The 21,942-nt window shown below is 34.3% G+C and carries 20 protein-coding genes and 1 tRNA gene; 4 read left to right on the top strand and 17 right to left on the bottom strand.

The annotated features are described in order from the left end of the window. Positions 1–31 precede the first annotated feature (31 nt). The 14 genes from JQC67_RS09190 to JQC67_RS09125 form a co-directional block, all read right to left on the bottom strand. Positions 32–1,291, bottom strand: a complete 1,260-nt coding sequence (locus JQC67_RS09190) for a DUF3570 domain-containing protein (RefSeq protein WP_203253234.1) — start codon at positions 1,289–1,291, stop codon at positions 32–34. 65 nt (positions 1,292–1,356) lie between these two features. Further along, positions 1,357–1,566 (bottom strand): DUF4266 domain-containing protein, encoded by a 210-nt coding sequence (locus JQC67_RS09185; RefSeq protein ID WP_203252517.1) that lies wholly within the window; start codon positions 1,564–1,566, stop codon positions 1,357–1,359. A gap of 39 nt (positions 1,567–1,605) precedes the next feature. After that, positions 1,606–2,505 carry an FAD:protein FMN transferase gene (locus tag JQC67_RS09180; RefSeq protein ID WP_203252516.1) on the bottom strand — a complete coding sequence of 300 codons (900 nt, stop codon included), beginning with the start codon at positions 2,503–2,505 and terminating at the stop codon, positions 1,606–1,608. An 89-nt stretch (positions 2,506–2,594) separates the two neighbouring features. Beyond that, positions 2,595–3,035 (bottom strand): thioredoxin family protein, encoded by a 441-nt coding sequence (locus JQC67_RS09175; RefSeq protein ID WP_203252515.1) that lies wholly within the window; start codon positions 3,033–3,035, stop codon positions 2,595–2,597. Between the two features lie 30 nt (positions 3,036–3,065). Then, positions 3,066–3,509, bottom strand: a complete 444-nt coding sequence (locus JQC67_RS09170) for a QcrA and Rieske domain-containing protein (protein WP_203252514.1) — start codon at positions 3,507–3,509, stop codon at positions 3,066–3,068. A gap of 51 nt (positions 3,510–3,560) precedes the next feature. Then, positions 3,561–4,739: an AIR synthase related protein gene (locus tag JQC67_RS09165; RefSeq protein ID WP_203252513.1), complete on the bottom strand. Its 1,179-nt coding sequence runs from the start codon at positions 4,737–4,739 to the stop codon at positions 3,561–3,563. Positions 4,740–4,918: 179 nt separating this feature from the next. Further along, the gene (locus JQC67_RS09160; protein WP_203252512.1) at positions 4,919–6,439 is read right to left on the bottom strand and encodes a carboxypeptidase regulatory-like domain-containing protein; all 1,521 of its coding nucleotides are present in this window, start codon (positions 6,437–6,439) and stop codon (positions 4,919–4,921) included. Positions 6,440–6,460: 21 nt separating this feature from the next. Next, positions 6,461–7,927, bottom strand: a complete 1,467-nt coding sequence (locus JQC67_RS09155; RefSeq protein WP_203252511.1) for a CsgG/HfaB family protein — start codon at positions 7,925–7,927, stop codon at positions 6,461–6,463. A 14-nt stretch (positions 7,928–7,941) separates the two neighbouring features. After that, a complete protein-coding gene (locus tag JQC67_RS09150; protein ID WP_203252510.1) occupies positions 7,942–8,337 on the bottom strand; it encodes a curli production assembly/transport component CsgF in 396 nt (131 codons plus the stop codon). Between the two features lie 11 nt (positions 8,338–8,348). Next, positions 8,349–9,107: a CsgE family curli-type amyloid fiber assembly protein gene (locus tag JQC67_RS09145; protein ID WP_203252509.1), complete on the bottom strand. Its 759-nt coding sequence runs from the start codon at positions 9,105–9,107 to the stop codon at positions 8,349–8,351. Between the two features lie 16 nt (positions 9,108–9,123). Next, positions 9,124–9,642: a hypothetical protein gene (locus JQC67_RS09140; RefSeq protein WP_203252508.1), complete on the bottom strand. Its 519-nt coding sequence runs from the start codon at positions 9,640–9,642 to the stop codon at positions 9,124–9,126. A 210-nt stretch (positions 9,643–9,852) separates the two neighbouring features. Then, positions 9,853–11,745 (bottom strand): hypothetical protein, encoded by a 1,893-nt coding sequence (locus tag JQC67_RS09135; protein ID WP_203252507.1) that lies wholly within the window; start codon positions 11,743–11,745, stop codon positions 9,853–9,855. A gap of 452 nt (positions 11,746–12,197) precedes the next feature. Then, positions 12,198–13,031 (bottom strand): hypothetical protein, encoded by an 834-nt coding sequence (locus tag JQC67_RS09130; RefSeq protein WP_203252506.1) that lies wholly within the window; start codon positions 13,029–13,031, stop codon positions 12,198–12,200. Between the two features lie 85 nt (positions 13,032–13,116). Continuing rightward, positions 13,117–15,303, bottom strand: a complete 2,187-nt coding sequence (locus JQC67_RS09125) for a glutamine synthetase III family protein (RefSeq protein ID WP_203252505.1) — start codon at positions 15,301–15,303, stop codon at positions 13,117–13,119. Between the two features lie 205 nt (positions 15,304–15,508). Between JQC67_RS09125 and JQC67_RS09120 the strand changes: the two genes are divergently transcribed. Then, a complete protein-coding gene (locus JQC67_RS09120) occupies positions 15,509–16,525 on the top strand; it encodes a glutamine synthetase beta-grasp domain-containing protein (protein WP_203252504.1) in 1,017 nt (338 codons plus the stop codon). Between the two features lie 166 nt (positions 16,526–16,691). Here the strand turns inward: JQC67_RS09120 and JQC67_RS09115 are convergent, their stop codons facing one another. Beyond that, positions 16,692–17,630: a calcium/sodium antiporter gene (locus JQC67_RS09115; RefSeq protein ID WP_203252503.1), complete on the bottom strand. Its 939-nt coding sequence runs from the start codon at positions 17,628–17,630 to the stop codon at positions 16,692–16,694. A 579-nt stretch (positions 17,631–18,209) separates the two neighbouring features. Between JQC67_RS09115 and JQC67_RS09110 the strand changes: the two genes are divergently transcribed. Beyond that, positions 18,210–18,362 carry an SsrA-binding protein gene (locus tag JQC67_RS09110; protein WP_203252502.1) on the top strand — a complete coding sequence of 51 codons (153 nt, stop codon included), beginning with the start codon at positions 18,210–18,212 and terminating at the stop codon, positions 18,360–18,362. On the opposite strand, the gene JQC67_RS09105 is transcribed toward JQC67_RS09110, so the two are convergent. Beyond that, the gene (locus tag JQC67_RS09105; protein ID WP_203252501.1) at positions 18,359–18,871 is read right to left on the bottom strand and encodes an adenine phosphoribosyltransferase; all 513 of its coding nucleotides are present in this window, start codon (positions 18,869–18,871) and stop codon (positions 18,359–18,361) included. The two genes, JQC67_RS09110 and JQC67_RS09105, sit on opposite strands and share 4 nt — an antisense overlap. Positions 18,872–18,944: 73 nt before the next feature. Here JQC67_RS09105 and JQC67_RS09100 point away from each other — a divergent pair. Together JQC67_RS09100 and JQC67_RS09095 are read left to right on the top strand one after the other, a co-directional pair. Continuing rightward, positions 18,945–19,018: transfer RNA gene (locus tag JQC67_RS09100), tRNA-Arg, on the top strand. A gap of 422 nt (positions 19,019–19,440) precedes the next feature. Further along, positions 19,441–20,802, top strand: coding sequence for an undecaprenyl-phosphate glucose phosphotransferase (locus JQC67_RS09095; protein WP_203252500.1), 1,362 nt, complete (start codon positions 19,441–19,443; stop codon positions 20,800–20,802). 69 nt (positions 20,803–20,871) lie between these two features. Here JQC67_RS09095 and JQC67_RS09090 read toward each other — a convergent pair whose 3' ends face one another. After that, complete coding sequence (locus tag JQC67_RS09090) at positions 20,872–21,936, bottom strand: carbohydrate-binding family 9-like protein (protein ID WP_203252499.1); 1,065 nt, start codon at positions 21,934–21,936, stop codon at positions 20,872–20,874. Positions 21,937–21,942 lie beyond the last annotated feature (6 nt).

Below are 21,942 nucleotides of genomic sequence, written 5' to 3'. Positions count from 1 at the left end.
AAGTATTTCTACTGAAGGTATTTTAGAATATTTAATCTACAACAAAAGTAGTACCTAAACTAACTATAAAAGCATTTAATCCATTGCTACGATTGTAATTAACAAGCCGCAAATCTATCGCCTTTAGACCAAAACCTAACAGTTTTGTACGTGTAAAAATATCTCGATACCGAAAACCTAATCCATATTGATGGGCATCATATTTTGAAAGATCATAATCTGATGTGTAAAATTCATAAGTAGAAAGCGCCTCTTCTTTTTCAAAAAAGTAGTCTGCTGCGGTTTGATTGTAAAAACGATATGTTGGATAAAGAGTGAAGGAATCACTCAATTTAATAGGAATCTCAATGCTAGCCGTATGTGAGCTTAAGCCCCAATCATCCGTATAAAACCGATAATACGTTCGTAAAACAATTGCGTCACTAACAAAATAATTTAATCTTGCACCGATAGGAAATTTCAAACGTGAATCAGGCAATCGCTCTACATCATCAGCTAACTGAAAATCTTGAATAAAAAAGTCAGCCGTGTCATTAAAATAAACGCGTTGAAATGGTGTGCTTAGCAAACCATTTTGGGCAACAACATCCATAAAAATTGACCCTTGCACCTTTTCACTTAAAATCTGTGAGAGGCCTAATGAAAGCGCAAATGAGTTGCGGTTTTCATTTTCAAAAGTACTAAATTGATTGGTATAGGTACCGTTACCCGTTATTCTGCTATCAAAAAATCCAGCTCGCAATTCAATCGGATATTGCGGATTCCATTTATCTAAATAAACTTTTCCCCTTAACGATAACTCCGTATTTTTTTCATTGAATAAACGCGTGTAACCAGCTCCAAATCCTAAAGAAAAATAATCATATTCTGAAGCGATATAGGCATTTACATTATAGGTTGAATTTCTATTATCTGAGCTGTGCTGATAGGTTGGATTAAAATGTGCTAAAACATCTTGTTGCGATGCACCCGATGAAGCACTAAACGGACTTGCTATTCTATTCACATCACCATCAAACGGATTCACATTACTAGATGAAGCCGAAGTATAAGCTGAAATTCCCGTATCAATTGTGAGAATATCATCTTCATTTAAAGGCAATTGCACAACAATACTTGAAGTTGCATCTGACAACTGCTCTGAACCTTCACCCCCTGTTACCGCCGCATTTTGACCATCTTGATTGTAATAACTAAAAAGCAAATCAATTTCAGCAGCCTCTAACACTCTTTTTTTATACCCCGTTGAATCTTGTTGGCAGAAGCCAAAAAAACTGCACGAAATCAACATTATACTAAGGATATTTTTCAAAAATCGAGTTGTTTATTGTTTATATAGGGCACACATAAAAAATATTAATTACATCCACAACCACCACCTGACCTACCACCATTAGCACCAGAGGCACCTTCTCTGTATATTTGAAAATTGGTTTCAAAGCGCTCACAGTTTTTTGCCGACAACTGCATCTCTTCATCATTCACATAGGCCTTTTCATATTCTTTTACTACCACACATGAAGTGAAAGAGAGAAGAAACAAGGCTAAAAGAATATAATATCTCATTATTTAAATTTAAAGCTAAATAATAATTCAACTTGCTTTTCACGGATTGGTTTCAAACAAAACTCCATCGCTCTTAAACATTTTATTTTTGTCATCAACAATTATCACCTCGGTATTTGCCAATTGATTAATTAACGAAAGTCCAGTTTCTGTGCCCATTACATAAACTGCTGTAGCCAGTGCATCACAAAGTTCTGCGTCTTTTGCAAAAATTGAAACACTATTAATACCAATAGTTGGGTAGCCTGTTCTAGGATCAATAATATGTGAATAACGCTTACCTTTAAAAGTTACAAATTTCTCATAATTGCCAGAAGTAGCAACCGAAGATTCTACAATTGGCAACCAAGAAAATATTCGCTCTTTATTTAAAGGATTAGCAATACCTATTAACCACTTTTCACCACTGGCTTTTGTGCCCCAGGTTGTCAAATCACCACCTGCATTTATAATACCAGCAATTACCTGTTTAGAAACTAGAAGACTTTTTGCCTTATCTGCCGCATAGCCTTTACCCATAGCCCCAAAAGAAATTTTCATCCCCTTTTGCTTTAAAAATACGGTCTGAGCTTTTGTATCTAAAATGATTTTCTCATGCCCAATTTTTGAAATTGAATTTTTAATCTGCTCCTTTGTGGGTATATCTTTCATACTACCATCAAACCTCCAAACCTTATCTAATGAAGAATACGAAATATCGAATGCACCATCAGTGAGATTAGATAATTGTTTGGCACGTTCAATTAAATTAAAAAGTTCTAAACTTACCTTAACAGGTTTTATACCTGCATTTTTATTTATCAGTGAAGTTTCTGAATCAGGATTCCATGCAGAAATTAATTTCTCAATTCGTGTAATTTCAGCAATGGCTTCTTCAATATTAATATGACCAAGTTCTTCATTTGTAGATACTACAGTAATCTCAAATCGGCTACCCATTAATTTGATGGATTTATGCGACGAGACATATTTTTGTTGGCTTTGTAGTCCAAAAAAGACAAAACACAGTAAAAGGGTCGTATAAAATCTCACTTAAGAAAAGAGTTTAAATGTGAAATGTATGCTGCAGGTTCAACTTTTTTATAACCTGTCTGCCCAAGTACTTTTTCTTTGTTACTAAGTATTACAACTAACGGAAAATGTCCATTTGGGTTATATGAATCAGCCAAGGCTTTATTTTGCTTCTCTAAATCTTTAGGCAATTTATTAGCTTTTTTTCTTGGAAAGTCAGCACGATAAAGAATATAATTCAATTTAGAATTAGCTATAAATTCTTCAGATTTCCAAATCTCTTTATCGAGTTTAATACAAGGTGCACACCAATCTGAACCAGAAAAAACCAATAGTAAGGGTTTATTTTGTTCATTCGCTTCAGCTAGAGCTGTTGCATAATTTGCTTGCCATTCTTGACAAAAACCATTTACAGAACAAATGGCAAAAACCAAAAAAGCGAAATAGTGTATTCTCATATAAGTTCTATCTGCAACTTTAAAAATTGCTTATTCAAAAATTCGTAATATTCCGTCTGATTCTTCTACCATATAAACCTTTAGCGCCTTTGCCGGATTGGCATCAACCTTATTTAAAGGAGTACCATCTTGTTCAAATCGCGAACCGTGTACATCACAATAAAAAATACCGCCGTCTATATTTTGAAAACGTACTTGATCATAACCTTGATGACTACAAATTTGACTAGCAGCAACAAAATTACCTTCTAAATTCTTTGCAATTACAACATCATTTTTTAAAATAAAGCCGCCCTCACTTGCCAAATTTGCTGCTTCTGTAGAATTCAAATCAACTGTAAAATCAACATTATTAGGCACTTCTTTTATTTCACCTTCAACGTCATCACTTTTTGAGCAACCTTGAACACACGGAAAAGTCAATGCAAAAGCTGCACCAACACCTAAACTTCTTAAAAATTCCTTTCTTTTCATAGCTTTGGGGTATATACTAAGAAAACGTCTGAATCGTGGTAATCGTATGCATTAATATGTAAACGTACCCTGTTCGCCAGTGATGGTAAGTTTTTTTACTGAAGATTCTTCAACTTTACCAATAATACGAGCATCAACACCAAAGCTCTTAGAGATTTCGATCAAATTATCTGCAATTTCTGGTTTTACATATAATTCCATTCGATGACCGCAATTGAAAACTTGGTACATTTCTTTCCAATCTGTATTTGACTGCTCTTGTATCAGCTTAAATAATGGCGGAATCGGAAATAAATTATCTTTTACGATATGAAGATTATCTATAAAATGTAAAATTTTAGTTTGAGCACCGCCGCTGCAATGCACCATACCATGAATTTCTTTGGATGAATACTTTTCAAGAATATTCTTAATTATCGGGGCATAGGTTCTAGTTGGTGATAACACCAATTTACCTGCATCAATAGGTGAATCTTCAACAGAATCGGTCAATTTCACACCTCCAGAATACACTAGTTCTTCTGGAACTGATGCATCAAAACTCTCTGGATATTTTTCAGCTAAGTATTTTGAAAAAACATCATGGCGTGCAGAAGTAAGTCCATTACTACCCATGCCGCCATTGTATTCTTTTTCATATTTCGCTTGACCAAATGAGGCCAAACCAACAATCACATCACCCGCTTCAATATTTGCGTTATCTATTACATCTTTTCTCTTAAGCCTAGCAGTAACGGTAGAATCAACTATTATTGTACGTACCAAATCACCAACATCTGCTGTTTCACCACCTGTAGAATGTATTGTCATACCATGTTCAGCTAGGTCAGCTATCAATTCTTCGGTACCATTAATAATCGCAGAAAGTACCTCACCTGGAATCAAATTTTTATTTCTACCAATAGTTGATGAAAGCATAATATTATCAACTGCCCCAACACAAATCAAATCATCAATATTCATGATTAGTGCATCCTGAGCTATACCTTTCCAGACTGATATATCACCCGTTTCCTTCCAATACATATAAGCCAAGGAAGATTTTGTGCCAGCACCATCAGCATGCATAACCAAACAATAATCTGCATCATTAGTTAGATAATCAGGTACTATTTTACAAAAAGCCTTCGGAAACAAGCCTTTGTCAATATTTTTGATGGCATTATGCACATCTTCTTTTGAAGCTGAAACTCCTCTTTGACTATATCTTTCGCTGGTTGAAGAACTCATTTAATATTGTTTGTGGCAAAAATAGTGGAATCCTAGAAATTATAGTTTCGTTCAATAGCGAATAATTAAAAAACTATGAACTATTTGATTAACACTAACCATTTTATGATTAAATAAAAAAAGCCACCAACAATCAATTGAAAGTGGTGGCTCTTCTACACTATGGTTGGTAGTATTTTTTATTCCCAATTAGGCATAAAGGCACTTGTAAAAAGTGGTTTCTTATTATCAAGACCATTATTCTCTTCTGTTTTATAAATTCGTTTTTCTGAAACACCATCATTCGAAGTATTTACAAAAATGATAGAACCTTCATCTGGTGCATACTTCGCATCCAAATCATTAGTGCCTGAAGCCTTATCAGTATCAATTTCTGTAGCAGTATTGGCTGCTAAATCATATTCGAAAATTCGCGAATCTAATTGCCTATACCCTGTATTTTCAGCAGCTGACATATCTCTTGTATATAGTACTCGAGTAGCATCTGCAGAAAAATCTACACCTCCTAAAGCCCCTGAAACACCTGAAATAACAACCTCTACCTCAGCATCTGTAATTACATTTATCACCGCTATTTTTGCGTTATAACCATTAATATCATTGGTTTTTAAAACCACCAATTCGTTGGTTGGATTCACGGCAATTTCAGAAATAAATGCGCTCCCAGTTTGATATACTTCTTCAAGACCTGATCCATCTACATTTATTGAATACAGCTTATTAAAATTAGAATAATACAATTTAGCACCATCAGCATACCAAGTAAATTCTAACTCATCGTTTCTAAAGCCTGCAACCGGAACAGTGCTTGTAACCTGATTCAAACCAGTACCATCAGAATTCATAGTAAAAATATGAGTCTCTGCCCCTATTGTTCTTAAAAACGCAATCTTGTTTATAGTTGTATTTTTTATGGGTCGGTAACTGTTTAGATTAGAACTTGTCAACTGTACTTCATTTTGGTCTAAATCTTCATCATCATCACCAAGAGATTCACCACCTGAGAATATAACATTGTTGCCACCGATTTCCCTAACATACAAATATCTATTATCATTTGTATTATTGGTTACAAAACCACCCAATTCACTTTGAACAGGTGTATTCACCCCATCATCAGCAGAAACCTGCCAAAAATAATTACTACCTACAGCTAAATTCTCAACTAAAAAGGTTGTGTCTTTTATTTCATTATATGTAGTTATTTCATTGGTTGCACCGTTTCTTAACTCAATAGAATAATTAATTACATCAGCATCATTTTTTGAAGATGACCACAAAAATTGTGCTTGTGTTCCAATATTCTCATCTCCATCCTTCGGAAATAATAATTGTGGGGAAAGTGGAGCCAAATTACTGGCATTTATTGAATCTAATTCAAAAACTATGGCAACCGACTTACCTTCAATAATATTAGCAGCTTCAAACGCCGTTTGAAATTCTGTCAATTCAGCTTGAAAAGAATATTCACCAATTTGTATATTTTCAATTACGAAATTACCTTGTTCATCACTAAAAACAGTTGTTGAAACTGGCGATGATGAAATTTTCACATTTGCTAAAGGTGTATTATCACCTTTGGTAACGACTTTACCTGTTAAGGTACCAAAAACATTATCTTCAATAGGCTCTTCCGAACAAGATGTTACTAATAACACCATGCTTGCAGCCAAAAAACAGTTTAGAATATAATTTTTCATTTTTTATCTTTTAGCGATGAATTATCGTTTATTTGGGATTATAAAATCTGAAGGTGCTCGATCATCTATACTTTCAATTTCTTGCACTTCGTCTTTTTTTAACTTGTTTCGGCCGCCAAATTTATATTTAAGACCTAAGCCAAAATTGTAATAATAATCATCTCGCTTACCGCTGATGACGCCATCTAATTCATCTGAAAAAGCAAAATTACTTTCAGCAAACAATCGCACATCAATATTTCTAGAGGCTTTATAATTAAGACCAATGCCTGCTTGTAACTTTGGTGCTGAAATTTTAGTTGGCTTGGTAGCATCAATATGTCTTATGTCAAAAATCATACCTCCACCTCCATAAATAAAAGGTGAAAGATTATCATAGGGTAATAGATTCATCTCTAAATTCACTTGTGCTGACATGTGCTCTCTTTCAAAAGAACTTCCACCTTTAAAATTTAAATAATCGGCACTAAGCGCTAAACTATATTTAGGGCTTAAGGTTCTCAAGTATCCGACATTAAAACCTGCGGATAAAGTCTTATTACCGAGATCTCCATTTAAAACAGATGCAGCACCATTAACAGTAACAGCGTTTTTGGTGTCATCTACTGCCTGCACTCTATCATATAACAAATGTGATTCTTCAAATTCTTTTTGTGCTTTGTAGGCATCCATCAATTTTTTATTTGTTAGCCCACCTTCTTTTGATGTCCATAATCCAGCTTCAATACCTTCAATTATTAAGGCTTCAAGAGCTTTTTCTATTGCATCTTTCATTGCTAATTGAACCGGTTCATTTTTTGTAAAACCTGTTTCTGCTTCTAAAAGTCTTTGAAAACTTACATATCTAAATAGACTTGCATCAACTGATTGTGATAATATAGTTTTAGAGACATATACAGTCTTAAGTATTTTACCATTACTTGTTGATACTGCTCTTAGGTATATTGATATTCTGTCTTGTCGGTATTTGGTAGAAGCACCTGCACCGAAATATCGTGCACCTGCCCCTCCTGTAATTATATTGGTATCATAAGAAACAATACCTCCTTCTAAAAGTATACCAGCATATAATAACGGAGGTAAATTAGGTTGTGGCGAATTTGTACTTCTACCAAACTCTTCCCGAGTTGAACGTATAATATTACGTTCATTTAATAAATTACCTAGATTTTCACGTTCTATTGGTGTAAACCATTTAGAATCTTCTAATGCCTGAATAAGCATGGTAGTTGCTCCTTGGGAAACCGCTGTACTAAACGTACTACCTCCTTCTTGAGCTTTATATTGACCAGTTTGATCCTTAAAATTATAAACACCTACAACTAGTTCTTGGTAGGGTTCAGGTAAATCTCTTAAAACTTGAGTTTTAGAGGTTAACTCACCTATTCTAGCATCTTGTGGGGCATATGGCTGATTCAAATAAGCGCCACATCCTGTTAAAACAAGAGCGAGAAAGAGTATTGAAATACTTAAAATTCTTTGAAACATGGGGCAGATTTAAATTAGTTTGGGACGATTATTTGTGTCTGTTCACCTGTGATTGTATCTAAGATGTTTATAACCAGACCTTCACCTGATTCAAAGATTTCTAAGGCTAAATCGCCCACATTAAATGATCCTTCTTGCAGCTCTTCACCCAGTTGTGAACTAAACACATTTCTAGAAAGACTACTTAACAATTGATTATTCAAATTTTCTTGAAAACGTTCCAAATCCGTCTGCTCTTCTCGAGCATTTGCAGGGTCTTTAAATGAATTTTGCGATTCAGCAGAACTTAGCAACCATTGATAGTTAAAAGTATTACCACCAAATGCTGGGTTTACGGGAGTATACACCATCTGTTGTGCAAAGCTGTAGCTAGACACGGTTAATGCAAGAATAAATAATAATCGCTTCATAGGTAACTTGATTAATATCTTGTAATTTGATTTGCGTTGTTTTTCAACCTTTGGAGATATGCATTTACACGGTAAATAGAATTATCTGCCATTGATTTTAAATATTGAGTTCTAGGGTTTACAAAAAACTGTACTACTATTTCGTCCTCAACAAGGACAACAATTTGTGTGTTACTACCAATTGCCAAACGTTCTTCAATTTTTACAATTTTATCTGCATTTATATTGTTACTTAAATACAAAGAATAAAACATATCATAAAAATCATTACCCGCTTTTGTTTTTGTATCTTCTATAACCATACCTCTTAATATAAAACCGTCTTCTTTAGACTCTTTTACATCTATATTTGTTGTTGGTCGGTTTAAATTTTTTACTTCATCATCTTCACCTTCAATACCGTTTAATACTTTACGATCCTTGCTAATAATTTTATCATTTTCATAGACCAGTAAAAGAATTATTGTTCGATCACGTTCATTTACATTAATACTTGTATTTGAGAGATTTTTTTTAACCCCTGGCTCTAATATAAATCGTCCTTCTTGTTTATTTGTATTCTTATTATTTCCTGATTTAATTACCGATAACACATAGCGTAAACTTTTGTTTATCTCTGTTTTATTATGGGCTGAACCTGTAATATTAATGATACTATTATCTTGAATATCAAGATCTATTGCTGCTGAAACTTCTGTATTATAGATTTGCGAAAATGTCACCATTGGGAGACATACGAGGCAAATAAAAACTATAAAAGAATATTTCATTTTATATTTTTTTAAATCAATTGAAATTTCGAATGGTGATTGATTTTGCATTTCCTTGTAAATTCAATTGTATTTTTTCTGTCAAAGTATTACTTCCGAATATCACAACTCCTTGGTTATTTCCATCTTGGATAATATTACGTTCCAAGTTTAAACCTGAGGTGTTGCCGTACTCTAGTAAGAAATTGTTATTTCCATTTTGAAGTACATTCTGATTAAGCGTTTTTGCGGCTACATTAATGTCAGCACTATTTGAATTTCCATTTTGCACGAGATTAATTTCACTATAACCTGACTGCGAGTGAATTGATGAATTATTATTTGAACCTATTTGTTGAATGTACACGGAATTTGCTGTGGCTTGTGGCAAATTTGATTGCACTTTCGAAACCGATTGTAAATTTTCAAGACCTACATCGCTTACTAATGAAGATCCAACGTCTTCTGCAACTTCTATTTGAGCATAAAGCGTATTAAAGCCCATAAAAAGTAGCGCTATAAGAATATATTTTATTTTGATATGATGAACACTCATAATTTGGTTCGCTTTATAAGATTAAATTTCGTAAACATTCTGACCGTTTTAAAAAATAATGGTTCAACGTGTCAGTTAATCGCCTACCTGCTATTTATCAATACTTTAACTTCTAAATTAAAGTGATAATCTAATAAATGGGATGACGATTAAATCGCCACCCCATTAGAATTTCAAAAAATTGAGGGAAAATCAATTTTAATGTACATATTAGTTGGTTTGCATAACACTCATTGAGTTACCATTTCCATTTTGCATAAGATTAGATGTATGATTATTTCCCGATTGCATTAAAGTAAAATTATTACCATCTCCATTTTGTGCGAATGTACTTTTATGACCGTCGCCTAATTGAGAAATAACTGACGTATTATCACTTCCATTTTGAGTTAATAAACTATTATTTCCTAAACCATCTTGCGTAACCATAGCGGAGTTTCCACTACCAGTCATTTGCGTCAAGTTACTAACATTACCTATACCAGTTTGAGTTACCGTTGCCGTACCCATATCGGCCGATTGTAAGATGTTACTTGTATTTAAACCACCACCTTGTACTACAGTAGCTCCATTTCCTGAACCAGTTTGATCTATATCACTAATACCTTGAACAGCCTGGGTAACCGAAGCAGTATTATGATTACCAGTTTGTTCAATATCACTAAGATTTAATAATCCATCTTGGTCTACTGTTGCTGTATTAAAATGACCCGGCTGTGTAATAACACTTCCATTAGCGCCATCTTGTGTAACCGTGGCGGTATTATTATTTCCTCCTTGATCTATTATACTACTATTTGCACCAATTTGAGCAACTGTTGCTGTATTTACATGTCCAGATTGATCGATAAAACTACCTACATTTAGTGGACTAAAATCATTAAATTCAGACTGCGTAACTGTTGCAGTATTTCGGTTTCCTGTTTGATCAATATCACTCAGATTACCACCAGCTCCAAAAAATGTATCACCAGTTTGCGTAACTGTTGCAGTATTTTGATGCCCAAGTTGATCGATATCGCTTACATCTGAATCACCTGCAGTTTGTGTAACTGTTGCCATATTAACATTCCCTGTTTGAAGAATGTCACTTTTATTTCTGTTACCGTCTTGATTAACAGTAGCTTCATTTCGAATACCACTTTGAACAATATCACTATCTGCTCTTCGGCCTGCTTGAGTTACATTAGCTTTATTCAAATTATTTGTTTGGGTAATATCACTATCTGCTCTATCACCAGACTGTACTACCGTTGCATTATTTTTAAAGCCATTTTGATTAATGTTGCTATCAGCTCTTGTACCCGTTTGATGTACATCGGCAACATCTCCATCTCCATTTTGATTTATTATACTATAAGAGCTACTACCATCTTGAAAAACATTAGCATCGTTATTGTCACCACTTTGATTAATTATAATTTCACCTGTGGCATTACTATTCCATTGTTCTGCTTCAGCCTTATTATGATTACCTGATTGCGTGATTCTCGTGTCATCATTATCACCATCTTGATCTACTTTTGCCCAGTTATCATCACCAGTTACTCTAACAGTAGCATAGTTTCCATTTCCACCTGGAGTATGTTGTCTAATTTCGGCATAGTTTCGGTTGGCTCCATCCCCGGAATCACCTATACTAATAAAACCTTCGTTACTATCTCCGTTTTGTTCTACCCATGTTTCGTTATCATCACCATAAATATTAATTGCATGAGGTGGAGTAAAATGTTCAGCACCCCCATGTAAATTATTATTATTTGTACCTTTTTGCTCAACGGTAGCTTCATTTCCATCTCCAGCAATACGAACTATAGAATTATTTTTAGTCCCTTCGCTTTGCGTAATATTTACAGTATTGCCATCCGACCTACCAGGGCCAGCAATTTCAATTACAGAATTTTGATCCGTATCACCTTGTGTAACATTTGTTGTATTATTATCACCCCAAAGTCTTATAACTGAACGCTGTTCATTACCCGATTGACTGACTTCTCCTAAATTTCCGCTGCCATTTTGACTGACATTATTGTCGTTATCTTGGGCCAAGACTACTGAGCCCATCATTAGCGCCGAAGCGCAAAAAATAATTTTCTTGTTCATAATACTACTGGTTTAAAGGTTATAAATTAATTGTTTACATTATTAATTGATATACAGAATTCTGCGAACAACTATTTGCAACATTCTGCTTAAACCATGGCACACGAAAATATAGTTCTTAAGATATGTGGGGTATCAAAGAATATTAACTACTATAAAAATGTTGGGGGAAGAAAATTTAAAAAATGCACTACAAGGATTTCGTAATGCAACAATACGAGTTACTAAGCTAGTTGTATTTTAACATTTGAATTTTAAATTCTAGGTGAAATGCACCCTTTATCGATGAACGGTAAAATAGACCGCTAAAAATTATAAAATTGATATTTTGAGACGATTGTTTTTATCGTTCTACTAAAAATTTATACCGTTAAAATGCGAAAATGCATATTTAATAGTCAATTGAAGCTATTAAACTCTACGATTTTATAAGCGATACTTTATTTTGACACTTAAAACTTACCATACAAACCGAAGCCAAAGACAGCTCTTCTTGGCACATTATTACCAGAAATGGCGGTAGTGTAGTTGGCTAGCACACCTATTTTATCAGTTGCTTCAAAAATAAACTTTAAGCCATAGGCAGCATATTCTTGATCATTAACATAAAAACCAGTAACTAAATTATTAGCAGGTAAAATAACTTCACCATTCTCAAAAGATGAAGAAAGATTAAAAAAGCCTATCGTCCAAAATCGATTGAAAGGTTTGGCTCCAAGTTCGGCATCAAGCACATAACTTGAACTGTAGTCATTAAAACGAACATCAACACCTGTGGAACCTTGGGCGTAAAAACGACCAAAACTTCTACCTACATTAATTTTTGGTGATAGTGTATAGGTGTCATATCCACTGCGTAAACCTGATTCTTCAAAAAACGAACCTGTTTTTAAGCCAATATTTAATTGCCCTGATACGACCCAAGCGCTTTGAAGCAAACTATGCTTTATTCCTATGGTTATATTGCCTAAAGCAGTTTCAGAACCTTCTGCCGTCAATGGTGAAGTAGCAGAATCAACTAAACCTTCTGCTTTTATCATTTTAATGGGCAGACTAAAAACAAAAGTAGTTTTATCGCTTACCCCATATTCTGCATATAATTGTAGCGTATTATCGGTGAGCTTTCGCTCAGATTGATATCCTGGGTCACCATAAATACCAGAATATCCACCAATACTATAATAAGACAATTGGGTATACACTTCATTTTTCGACTTGGTCCAAGCGCCTTGTGAAAAAAGAGTTGCTGTAAATAGTAATGCTGTTAGTAGGGTAATATTTCTCATCTACTTAATTTTTTGACTATTTAGTATACATATAGTTATGAACCTTACAACATGTTACATATATATTGTTCCTATCGTCTTCGTATTAATTTGCAAACAACAATTCTTGATACTTAGTTAGTGGCCACAAACGATCATCCATAAGTCGTTCTAATCGATCTGAATGATAACGTATTTTATCAAAATATGGCTTTACCTGTTGGCAATATGCAATTGCTTTTTTGTGCGTATCTGTAATAGCGTTTGCAGTTTTTCTGGCCTCAATCATCTCATCACATTCTTTTTTAAGTCCTGTGATATGTTCAACAAGGCCCTCCAAAATGGTGTTTTGCGCTGCTGTCATTTTTTTATACTCGGCACCATAAATATTTTTGAGACCTGAAATGTTCGCCACTAATTGACTTTGATATTCTATACAAGAAGGCAATACATGATTATTGACCAATTCATTAAGCACTCTTCCTTCAATTTGAATATGCAATATATAATCTTCTAAGTCAACCTCTTGTCTTGCTTTTAACTCAACCTCACTTAAAACCTTCATTGTTTTAAAGAGCTCTAAACTTTCTTTAGAAGTCATTACAGCTAAGGCTTCTGGTGTATTTGTGTTATTGCTTAGATTTCGTTTTTTTGCCTCTTTCTCCCAATTAATACTATAACCGTCACCATCAAAACGAATTCTTTTTGAAGTCTTTATATATTCGCGAAGCACATTAAATACAGCCTCATCTTTCTTTAGTTTCTTCTTATTTACCAATACATCAACCTCCTTTTTAAAATCTCTAAGCTGCTTAGCAACTATGGTATTTAAAACTGTCATTGGTTTAGCGCAATTGGTTTTTGAACCAACGCCGCGCATCTCAAATTTGTTTCCTGTAAATGCGAATGCTGAAGTCCGATTTCGATCGGTATTGTCTAATAAAATTTCAGGAATTTTACCAACCACATTTAATTTTAATTCTGTTTTTTCTTCTGGGGATAATTTACCTTTCGTCACCCCTTCCAACTCATCTAGAACATTGCTCAATTGTTCACCAATAAATATTGATATTATTGCCGGCGGTGCTTCATGAGCCCCCAAACGATGATCATTACTTGCCGAAGCAATTGATGAACGCAATAATTCTTCATAAATGTCAACTGCTTTAATAGTGTTAACAAAGAAAGTCAAGAATTGTAAATTTTTCATTGGTGTAGAACCCGGACTCAATAAATTAACGCCCGTATCAGTAGCTAGTGACCAATTATTGTGTTTGCCAGATCCATTAACACCGTCAAATGGTTTTTCATGAAAAAGCACCTTAAAATTGTGACGGTCGGCTATTTTATCCATAACATCCATCAACAATAGATTGTGATCAATAGCTAAATTTGCTTCCTCAAAAACGGGAGCTAATTCAAACTGGTTTGGTGCTACTTCATTGTGCCGCGTCTTTACAGGTATTCCTAAACTTGTACATTCCTGTTCTAAATCCATCATAAAACTCAATGCTCTAGAAGGAATTACGCCAAAATAGTGATCATCTAATTGTTGCCCTTTTGCAGCTTGATTACCCAACAATGTTCGGCCGGTCAACATGATATCTGGTCGTGAGAAAGCCAAGGCCTTATCAATCAAAAAATATTCTTGCTCCCACCCCAAAGTCGCATTCACCTTGGTTACATTTTTATCAAAATACTTTGCCACTGCAGTGGCGGCGTCGTCTACTGCATTCAGCGCCCGTAAAAGCGGTGCTTTGTTATCTAAAGCCTCACCGGTATATGAAACAAAAATAGTGGGTATACATAAGGTTGTACCATAAACAAATGCAGGTGATGTAGGATCCCATGCAGTGTATCCCCTCGCTTCAAAGGTGTTTCTAATACCACCATTCGGAAAACTTGAAGCGTCAGGTTCTTGTTGTACCAATTGACCTCCACCAAATTTTTCTAATGCTCTACCATCGGGCAACAAATCAAAAAAAGCATCATGCTTTTCGGCAGTTGAACCTGTTAAGGGCTGAAACCAGTGTGTATAATGTGTTGCGCCCATACTAATAGCCCAACCTTTCATGGCCTCAGCTACTTGATCAGCAATTTTTCTATCAATCTTTGAACCTGAAATAATAGCACCATTCACACTTTCAAGTGCGTCTTTGGTAAGATGTTGCAACATGCGTTCTTCATTAAACACATATTTAGCAAAAAGTTCTGAACGTCTACCTTGTTCTTCAACTTGTACAGGTTTTCTATTTCTACTTTCAATAACAGCCTGGAATCGCATTTTCGACATAAGACAATAAATTATAGCCTGTAAAAATACCCATTATGTTATTTATAAAAAAAAGTTATTCTAATTATTATACCCACAATAAAAGAGGGGGTTATAAACAAAATGTCAATTTTTTCAACATTTACCCCTCTAGTATTAGGCTCATTCACAAAATATTATATTTTTGTTCCTCGTTCAAATTTAGTAACAACAAAACTTAAGAATTATGAGCAAAACAAAATTGGAGTACATCTGGCTAGATGGATATTTCCCAACGCAAAATATGCGTAGTAAAACAAAAGTTGTAAATGACTTTGGAGGAAAATTAGAAGATTGCGATATGTGGTCTTTCGATGGTAGTTCAACAAGACAAGCCGAAGGTGGATCTTCTGACTGTTTATTAAAGCCTGTTGCTATTTATCCAGATCCTGCACGCCGGGATGCTTACTTAGTAATGACCGAGGTTTTAAATGCTGATGGTTCTCCACATGTCTCTAACGGTAGAGCATCAATTGATGATGATGATAATGATTTCTGGTTCGGTTTCGAACAAGAATACTTTATTATGGATACAGCTACACAACTTCCTTTAGGTTTCCCTATTGGTGGCTACCCTGCACCTCAGGGAATGTACTACTGTTCGGTAGGTGGAAAAAATACACATGGAAGAGATATCGTAGAAGAGCACGCTGATCTTTGTATTGATGCTGGATTAAATTTTGAAGGAATCAACCAAGAGGTTGCTTCTGGACAATGGGAATTTCAATTATTCGCGAAAGGCGCTAAAAAAGCTGGAGACGAAATTTGGATTGCTAGATACCTTTTAGATAGATTAACTGAACAACACGGTTACTACATTGAATACCATCCAAAACCATTAGGTAAGGATATGGACTGGAATGGTTCTGGTATGCATGCGAACTTCTCAAATGAAGTATTAAGAACATGTGGTTCTCAAGAGATTTATGAAAAAATATGTGAAGCTTTCCGCCCAGTAGTGAAAGAACACATTGCTGTTTACGGTGAATTTAATGATCAACGTTTAACTGGTCTTCACGAAACTGCTGCAATTACTGACTTTAGCTTTGGTATTTCTGATAGAGGTGCGTCAATTCGTATTCCTATTATTACTGTAGAGCAAGGTTGGAAAGGTTGGTTAGAAGATCGTAGACCGGCTTCTAACGGTGATCCGTACAAGATTGCAGGTAGAATTATCAAAACAGTTAAATCTGCTAAGCTTTAGGTTCAAATTAATTGTTGATTAAATAAAAAACGGCTGAACATTTATGTTCGGCCGTTTTTGTTTTCTTCCACCTTGTGCTTGGTAATTGCACTAGGCGAATAACTATATTTAAATACCTTAATATGCATCATAGAGAACTACCACTCTCGATAACAAAAAGAATGGTTTATGTGATTGTTAAGTATACAAATGCGACATAAAGAGTAATTAACACTAACCCATCTCGCCAACCCAATCTTCTTCCGGTAGGTATAAATACCAGAGGTAAAATCAAAAAGGAGATGCCTAACATCCAAAAAATATCATTGCTCAATAACCGGTCGTCTACCACACGAATAGGTGTTATAATTGAAGTAATTCCGAGAACAGCTAAGAGATTAAAAATGTTCGAACCAATTAAATTTCCTAAAGAAATAGCTTTTTCCTTCTTGATAACCGCGATTATTGAAGCTGCCAATTCTGGAATACTGGTACCAATAGAAACCACAGTAACGGCAATAACACGTTCGCTAACGCCATACAAAGTAGCCAAACCTACAGCACCATTAATAAGTAATTCTGAACCTCCCCAAAGGGCCGTTCCACCAAGTCCTAAAAACAAGACCAACTTATATAAAGGTAAGGGCATATCATCTTCAGGAGCTTCATCTTCAACAGCCTGTTTTTGAAATCGCAACAGATAAACTAAGAAAAGAAATAAAGACACCACCATAATAATACCCTCGTATTGTTGCAATTCTCCATCGAAGTAAATAAAACCAAAGAAAAGTAACGATGCTGCCATCATAACTGGCCAATCAGTTGTGTAAAAAGTTTTACGAACATCAATACTACCTAAAAGAATGGTTATCGCCAATACCAAACCTAGATTGGCAATATTAGATCCAACAACATTACCCAATGCCAAATCTGGAAAACCATCTAAAGCTGCTTTTATACTAACTATTAGTTCTGGAGCAGAAGTAGCAAAAGACACTACCGTCATACCAATAACTATTTTAGGAATATTTAATCTTAGCGAAAGTGCTACGGCAGATTTCAAAAGCCAATTTCCACCTGCAATTAAAAGTGCAAGGCCAAGAACAATAAACAAAAGATTCTGCATTACTAAATTTTTAGTAAAGATAAAGTAGAACATTGAAATGCAACTTGACTTAGATGTGCTTTATACTTTTTTTTAGTTCTTTAAATTTTAATTCCTATTAATTCAAAATCTATTCTGAAATAATGAAAACGTATAAAAAATATCTTTTTTGAATGAAAAGCTCCTTGTGTATAGATAAAACTCAAAAAAGAGCTCTACAATTGTTTTAATTTGATACTTTATTCAATATTTTAATACCTATTTATAACTTTAATGTAGACATTAAATTATATTTTAATATACAACTCATCTTTTTAGTTACATAATCGTATTCAATTGCACAACTTTAACAGATTTTCCTTGCAAATAATATCTTCCGCGAAGTATCTTATTTAGATAATCGATTATAGAGTACTATTTACTCACCCCTTAAATGGGTACAACCTAAAACCATTCAATATGATTGTACTTGCTAAATTTCTTCTGTATTTGCTATTATTACTGATCATAATGGTAGCGTAAGTAGCTTCATATAGGCCTATATTAAAAGAGCTGCCCAATGGCAGCTCTTTCTACTTATATTTGTAAAAATCATTAGAAATGAAAAAGTCTTTCTTTCAGTTTTTGGCGAAGGTTAACAAAATACTATTACCCTCTCTTTCAAAAAAAAGAGTGGACCTTTCAAAAGCATCTAAGTTTCAATTAGCTCTTATCGGATGGCGCTACTTTGTTACTACAAATGCGCTAGATTAATAATGCAGTATTGATTTTGTTTCGTAAGATTTCAATTTCGTTCTTCCCTGTAGAAAATCAAGTTCTATTAAAAAATTACATTGCACTACAATTCCGCCCAATTGTTCAACCAATTTACAGGTCGCTTCGGCCGTACCACCAGTAGCTAATACATCATCATGTACTAAAACAGCATCGCCTTTTTGAATGGCATCAACATGTATTTGTAAAGTATCCTTACCATATTCTAGTCCATAACTTTCACTAATTGTTTTGCTCGGTAGTTTGCCTTCCTTTCGAACCGGCACGAAACCTGCATTCAATTTTAGCGCTAACATTGGTGCAAAAAAGAAGCCACGGCTCTCCATCCCCACAACTTTATCAATTTTTTTATCTTGAATGAAATTCAGAAGCTCATTTAAAGCATATTGAAAAGCCTCAGAATTATTTAACATTGGCGTAATGTCTTTAAAAACAATACCCGCAGTCGGAAAATCTTTAATATCTCGTATGTAGTCTTCTAGATTCATCGATTATGGCCTGTGAATTTTGTAGTAAATGTAAAAAGAAATATATTTGCACCCCTTTAAAAAGGGAAATAACGGCCTCGTGGCGCAACTGAATAGCGCACTTGATTACGGCTCAAGAGGTTACTGGTTTGAATCCAGTCGAGGTCACATAAAGTTTAAAGTCCATTCTAGTTTTAGAATGGACTTTTTTTTACATTAATATGTCAGATTGAGCATTCATATTTTAAATTAATAGACCAATACTAAATTTAGTAGCACAGCTTATGAAATGATACTTCTTCTGCACTCCGATTTGTATAGGCAGTTCATAAACTTAATTAACTTTTGCCAAAAAAACCCACTTCATCCCCCTGAATATATAGGTTCAATAATAAAATCAGTTTTTCAATGAAAGTAAGTCAATTTCTATTTGAGCGTTGTTTTAAGGTTTTTAAAGAATATTTTGCGCTGCAATCAATTACAAATATATATTTGAAAAACTATTACAGATCTTTAGATGACCTGTCACCAATATAGCTACTAATACTGGTTGTAAAATATCAATTCTAAGAACTAAAATCATTAATTAAATGTCATTCTCGAACTTTAAAAGGTCTAGTATAATTATGCCGCTGTCCCTTTTATTTCATTTGACGATTATTAATTGCACCTTATATTTTTTTACTCCTGAAACTTATTTTCACTTAAAAAGTATTTTATTCTATAATATAACTTGGCTATTAATCACTTTAGAATTTGATTTTTACACTATCCTCAGAAAAGAAAAGTTTCAAACCAATGTTAGAAAAGTACTTCATGTGTATATTAGCTTTGGATTATTCTACTTTGTTTATTTCGTTTTCAATCCAGAATTTAACATATCTATACAGCATCAACTATATGTCTTTTTACTTATCTGCCTCGAGTTGGTAATATACAGGTGGTGTTTCTTTTGGTTCAGAGGAAAATACCGTATTGAAGGAGGTAACTCGGTTAAAGTAGTAGTTATTGGTCTAGATAAAAATCTAAAAAAAATACGAAAGGTTTTTGATGACCAAAATCTAGGATATCGCTATAAAGGATTTTTTGATGATAATATTGTTGATAGCCCCACGTACCTAGGCAAAGTAGCAGACTGTTTTCTTTATATTTTAGAAAATGACATTGATGAAATTTACTGTATTGCATCTAAGTTTTCTAAAAATGAACTACAAAACCTCATTAGTTTTGCTGACAATAATTTAATTAAAATAAAAATCATACCGGATAATAAAAACATCTTTACGCGTGCTATGACGATTGAAATGTATGATGAAATTCCGGTTTTAAATATTAGAAAAGTCCCATTAGACACAAGCTACGCAAAGATTTCGAAACGAATATTTGATATCATCTTTTCTTCACTTATTATAATTTTTATTTTATCATGGCTTACTCCAATATTATTTGTTTTAGTAAAATTAGAATCTCCAGGACCACTTTTCTTTAGACAAAAACGACATGGCTTAAAACGGCAAGCCTTTTGGTGCTATAAATTTAGGTCCATGACCAGCTCTTTAGATGCAAACACTAAAATGACAACCAAAAATGATCTTCGTGTAACCAAAATCGGAGCTATTCTTCGAAAAACCAGTATTGATGAATTACCACAATTTTTCAATGTTTTTATAGGCACAATGAGTGTCGTAGGCCCACGACCTCATATGGAATTCCATACCCTTGGCTACGAAACAAGCATCGACAAATATCTAGTTCGTCACTTTGTAAAACCTGGCATCACTGGGCTGGCTCAAATAAGAGGCTATAGAGGTGAAATCACAGTGCCTTCAGACATCATTAATAGAATTCGATTAGACATCTTTTATGTTGAAAAATGGTCAATTTTTCTAGATTTGAAAATAATTTTTCTAACCGTTTATAATACTATTGCTGGTGATGACAACGCATACTAATTTTCAGTATTTAGATTAATTCATGGTTAGAACGAAAATAGTTTTAAATTGATTAATTAATACATTTTATCATTCTTTTGAAATAAACTTGCCGTCTTCAGACACGCTTAAGGTTTTATTAGTAAACGGACTTACTACTGAAAGATTCCAACCCGTGGAATGCTGCTCAAAAACAGGTTTGACAATTTCACCATCTACCTCCCACTCCGCTGTTATTTCTTGCATTTGTTTTTTGCTGATTGGGGCATTTTTAGTCGACCATAATTTTCTTGCCACAGCATACAAACGCCATTTCAATTTCTCTTCTTGGGGTATTTCAAATGTTTCATTTCCATTTTCTGAAAAATACACATAACCCCAATGTTCGGGTTCATGCATGTTGATAACGCCTTGCGGTGACCACACCCAATTATACTCTCGCAGATATTTACCTTCAGCATCTTTCTTTCTCGAATACCGACCATCAATCAAATCAAAATCCCAATTCACTCTTGAAAAATTAATGCGCCAAAATTTACCGCTCGGCACTTCATTAGTCTTGTCTGCTTCTAAAAGTGCTTTCCAAGGCATTGCGATTTCTACACTCCAACTAGTATCGCTATCATTCGCATTATTTAATGTGCCATTTATATGCACTGCTGATTTTAATCCATGAATATCCCAACCATCAATCACTTTAGGGCCATTACGATACGGTTTGGTAAGCCATAAATCCCAAACGGTATTCAAGGCATTCATTTCAAATTCTAAATAATTATGGGTATCCCCGTCTGGGTCAATGAACACTTCAAAATCGTTGTTATAAAAAATGACCGTATCTCGCTCTTTTAACGTTCCCCACACATGTGGCTCATTCATTTCTACATAAAAATATAAGTTTGAATCGTCCCAAGACATTTTCATCCGCGTGTCATACTTCGGCGTTTTAACACCTTCAATATCAATAAATTTTGATGTAAATTGAGCTGTCTGCCAAGTTGCTTCTGTAGCCTTACCATCAATATGAATAACGTCATTTGCCTTTTGAGCAACATAACTTCTTGGCGGTTCTTGTGCCACAATCAATGTGAAAAAAGATTGTAAGGTTAAGACAACAAATAGGACAAAGTAAGCTGGTAATTTAGTTTTAGGCATGGGATG

It is taken from the genome of Aurantibacter crassamenti, from assembly GCF_016811105.1.
In the GTDB taxonomy this organism is placed as follows: Bacteria; Bacteroidota; Bacteroidia; order Flavobacteriales; family Flavobacteriaceae; genus Aurantibacter_A; species Aurantibacter_A crassamenti.
This window is presented reverse-complemented; position numbering and strand designations above follow the sequence as displayed.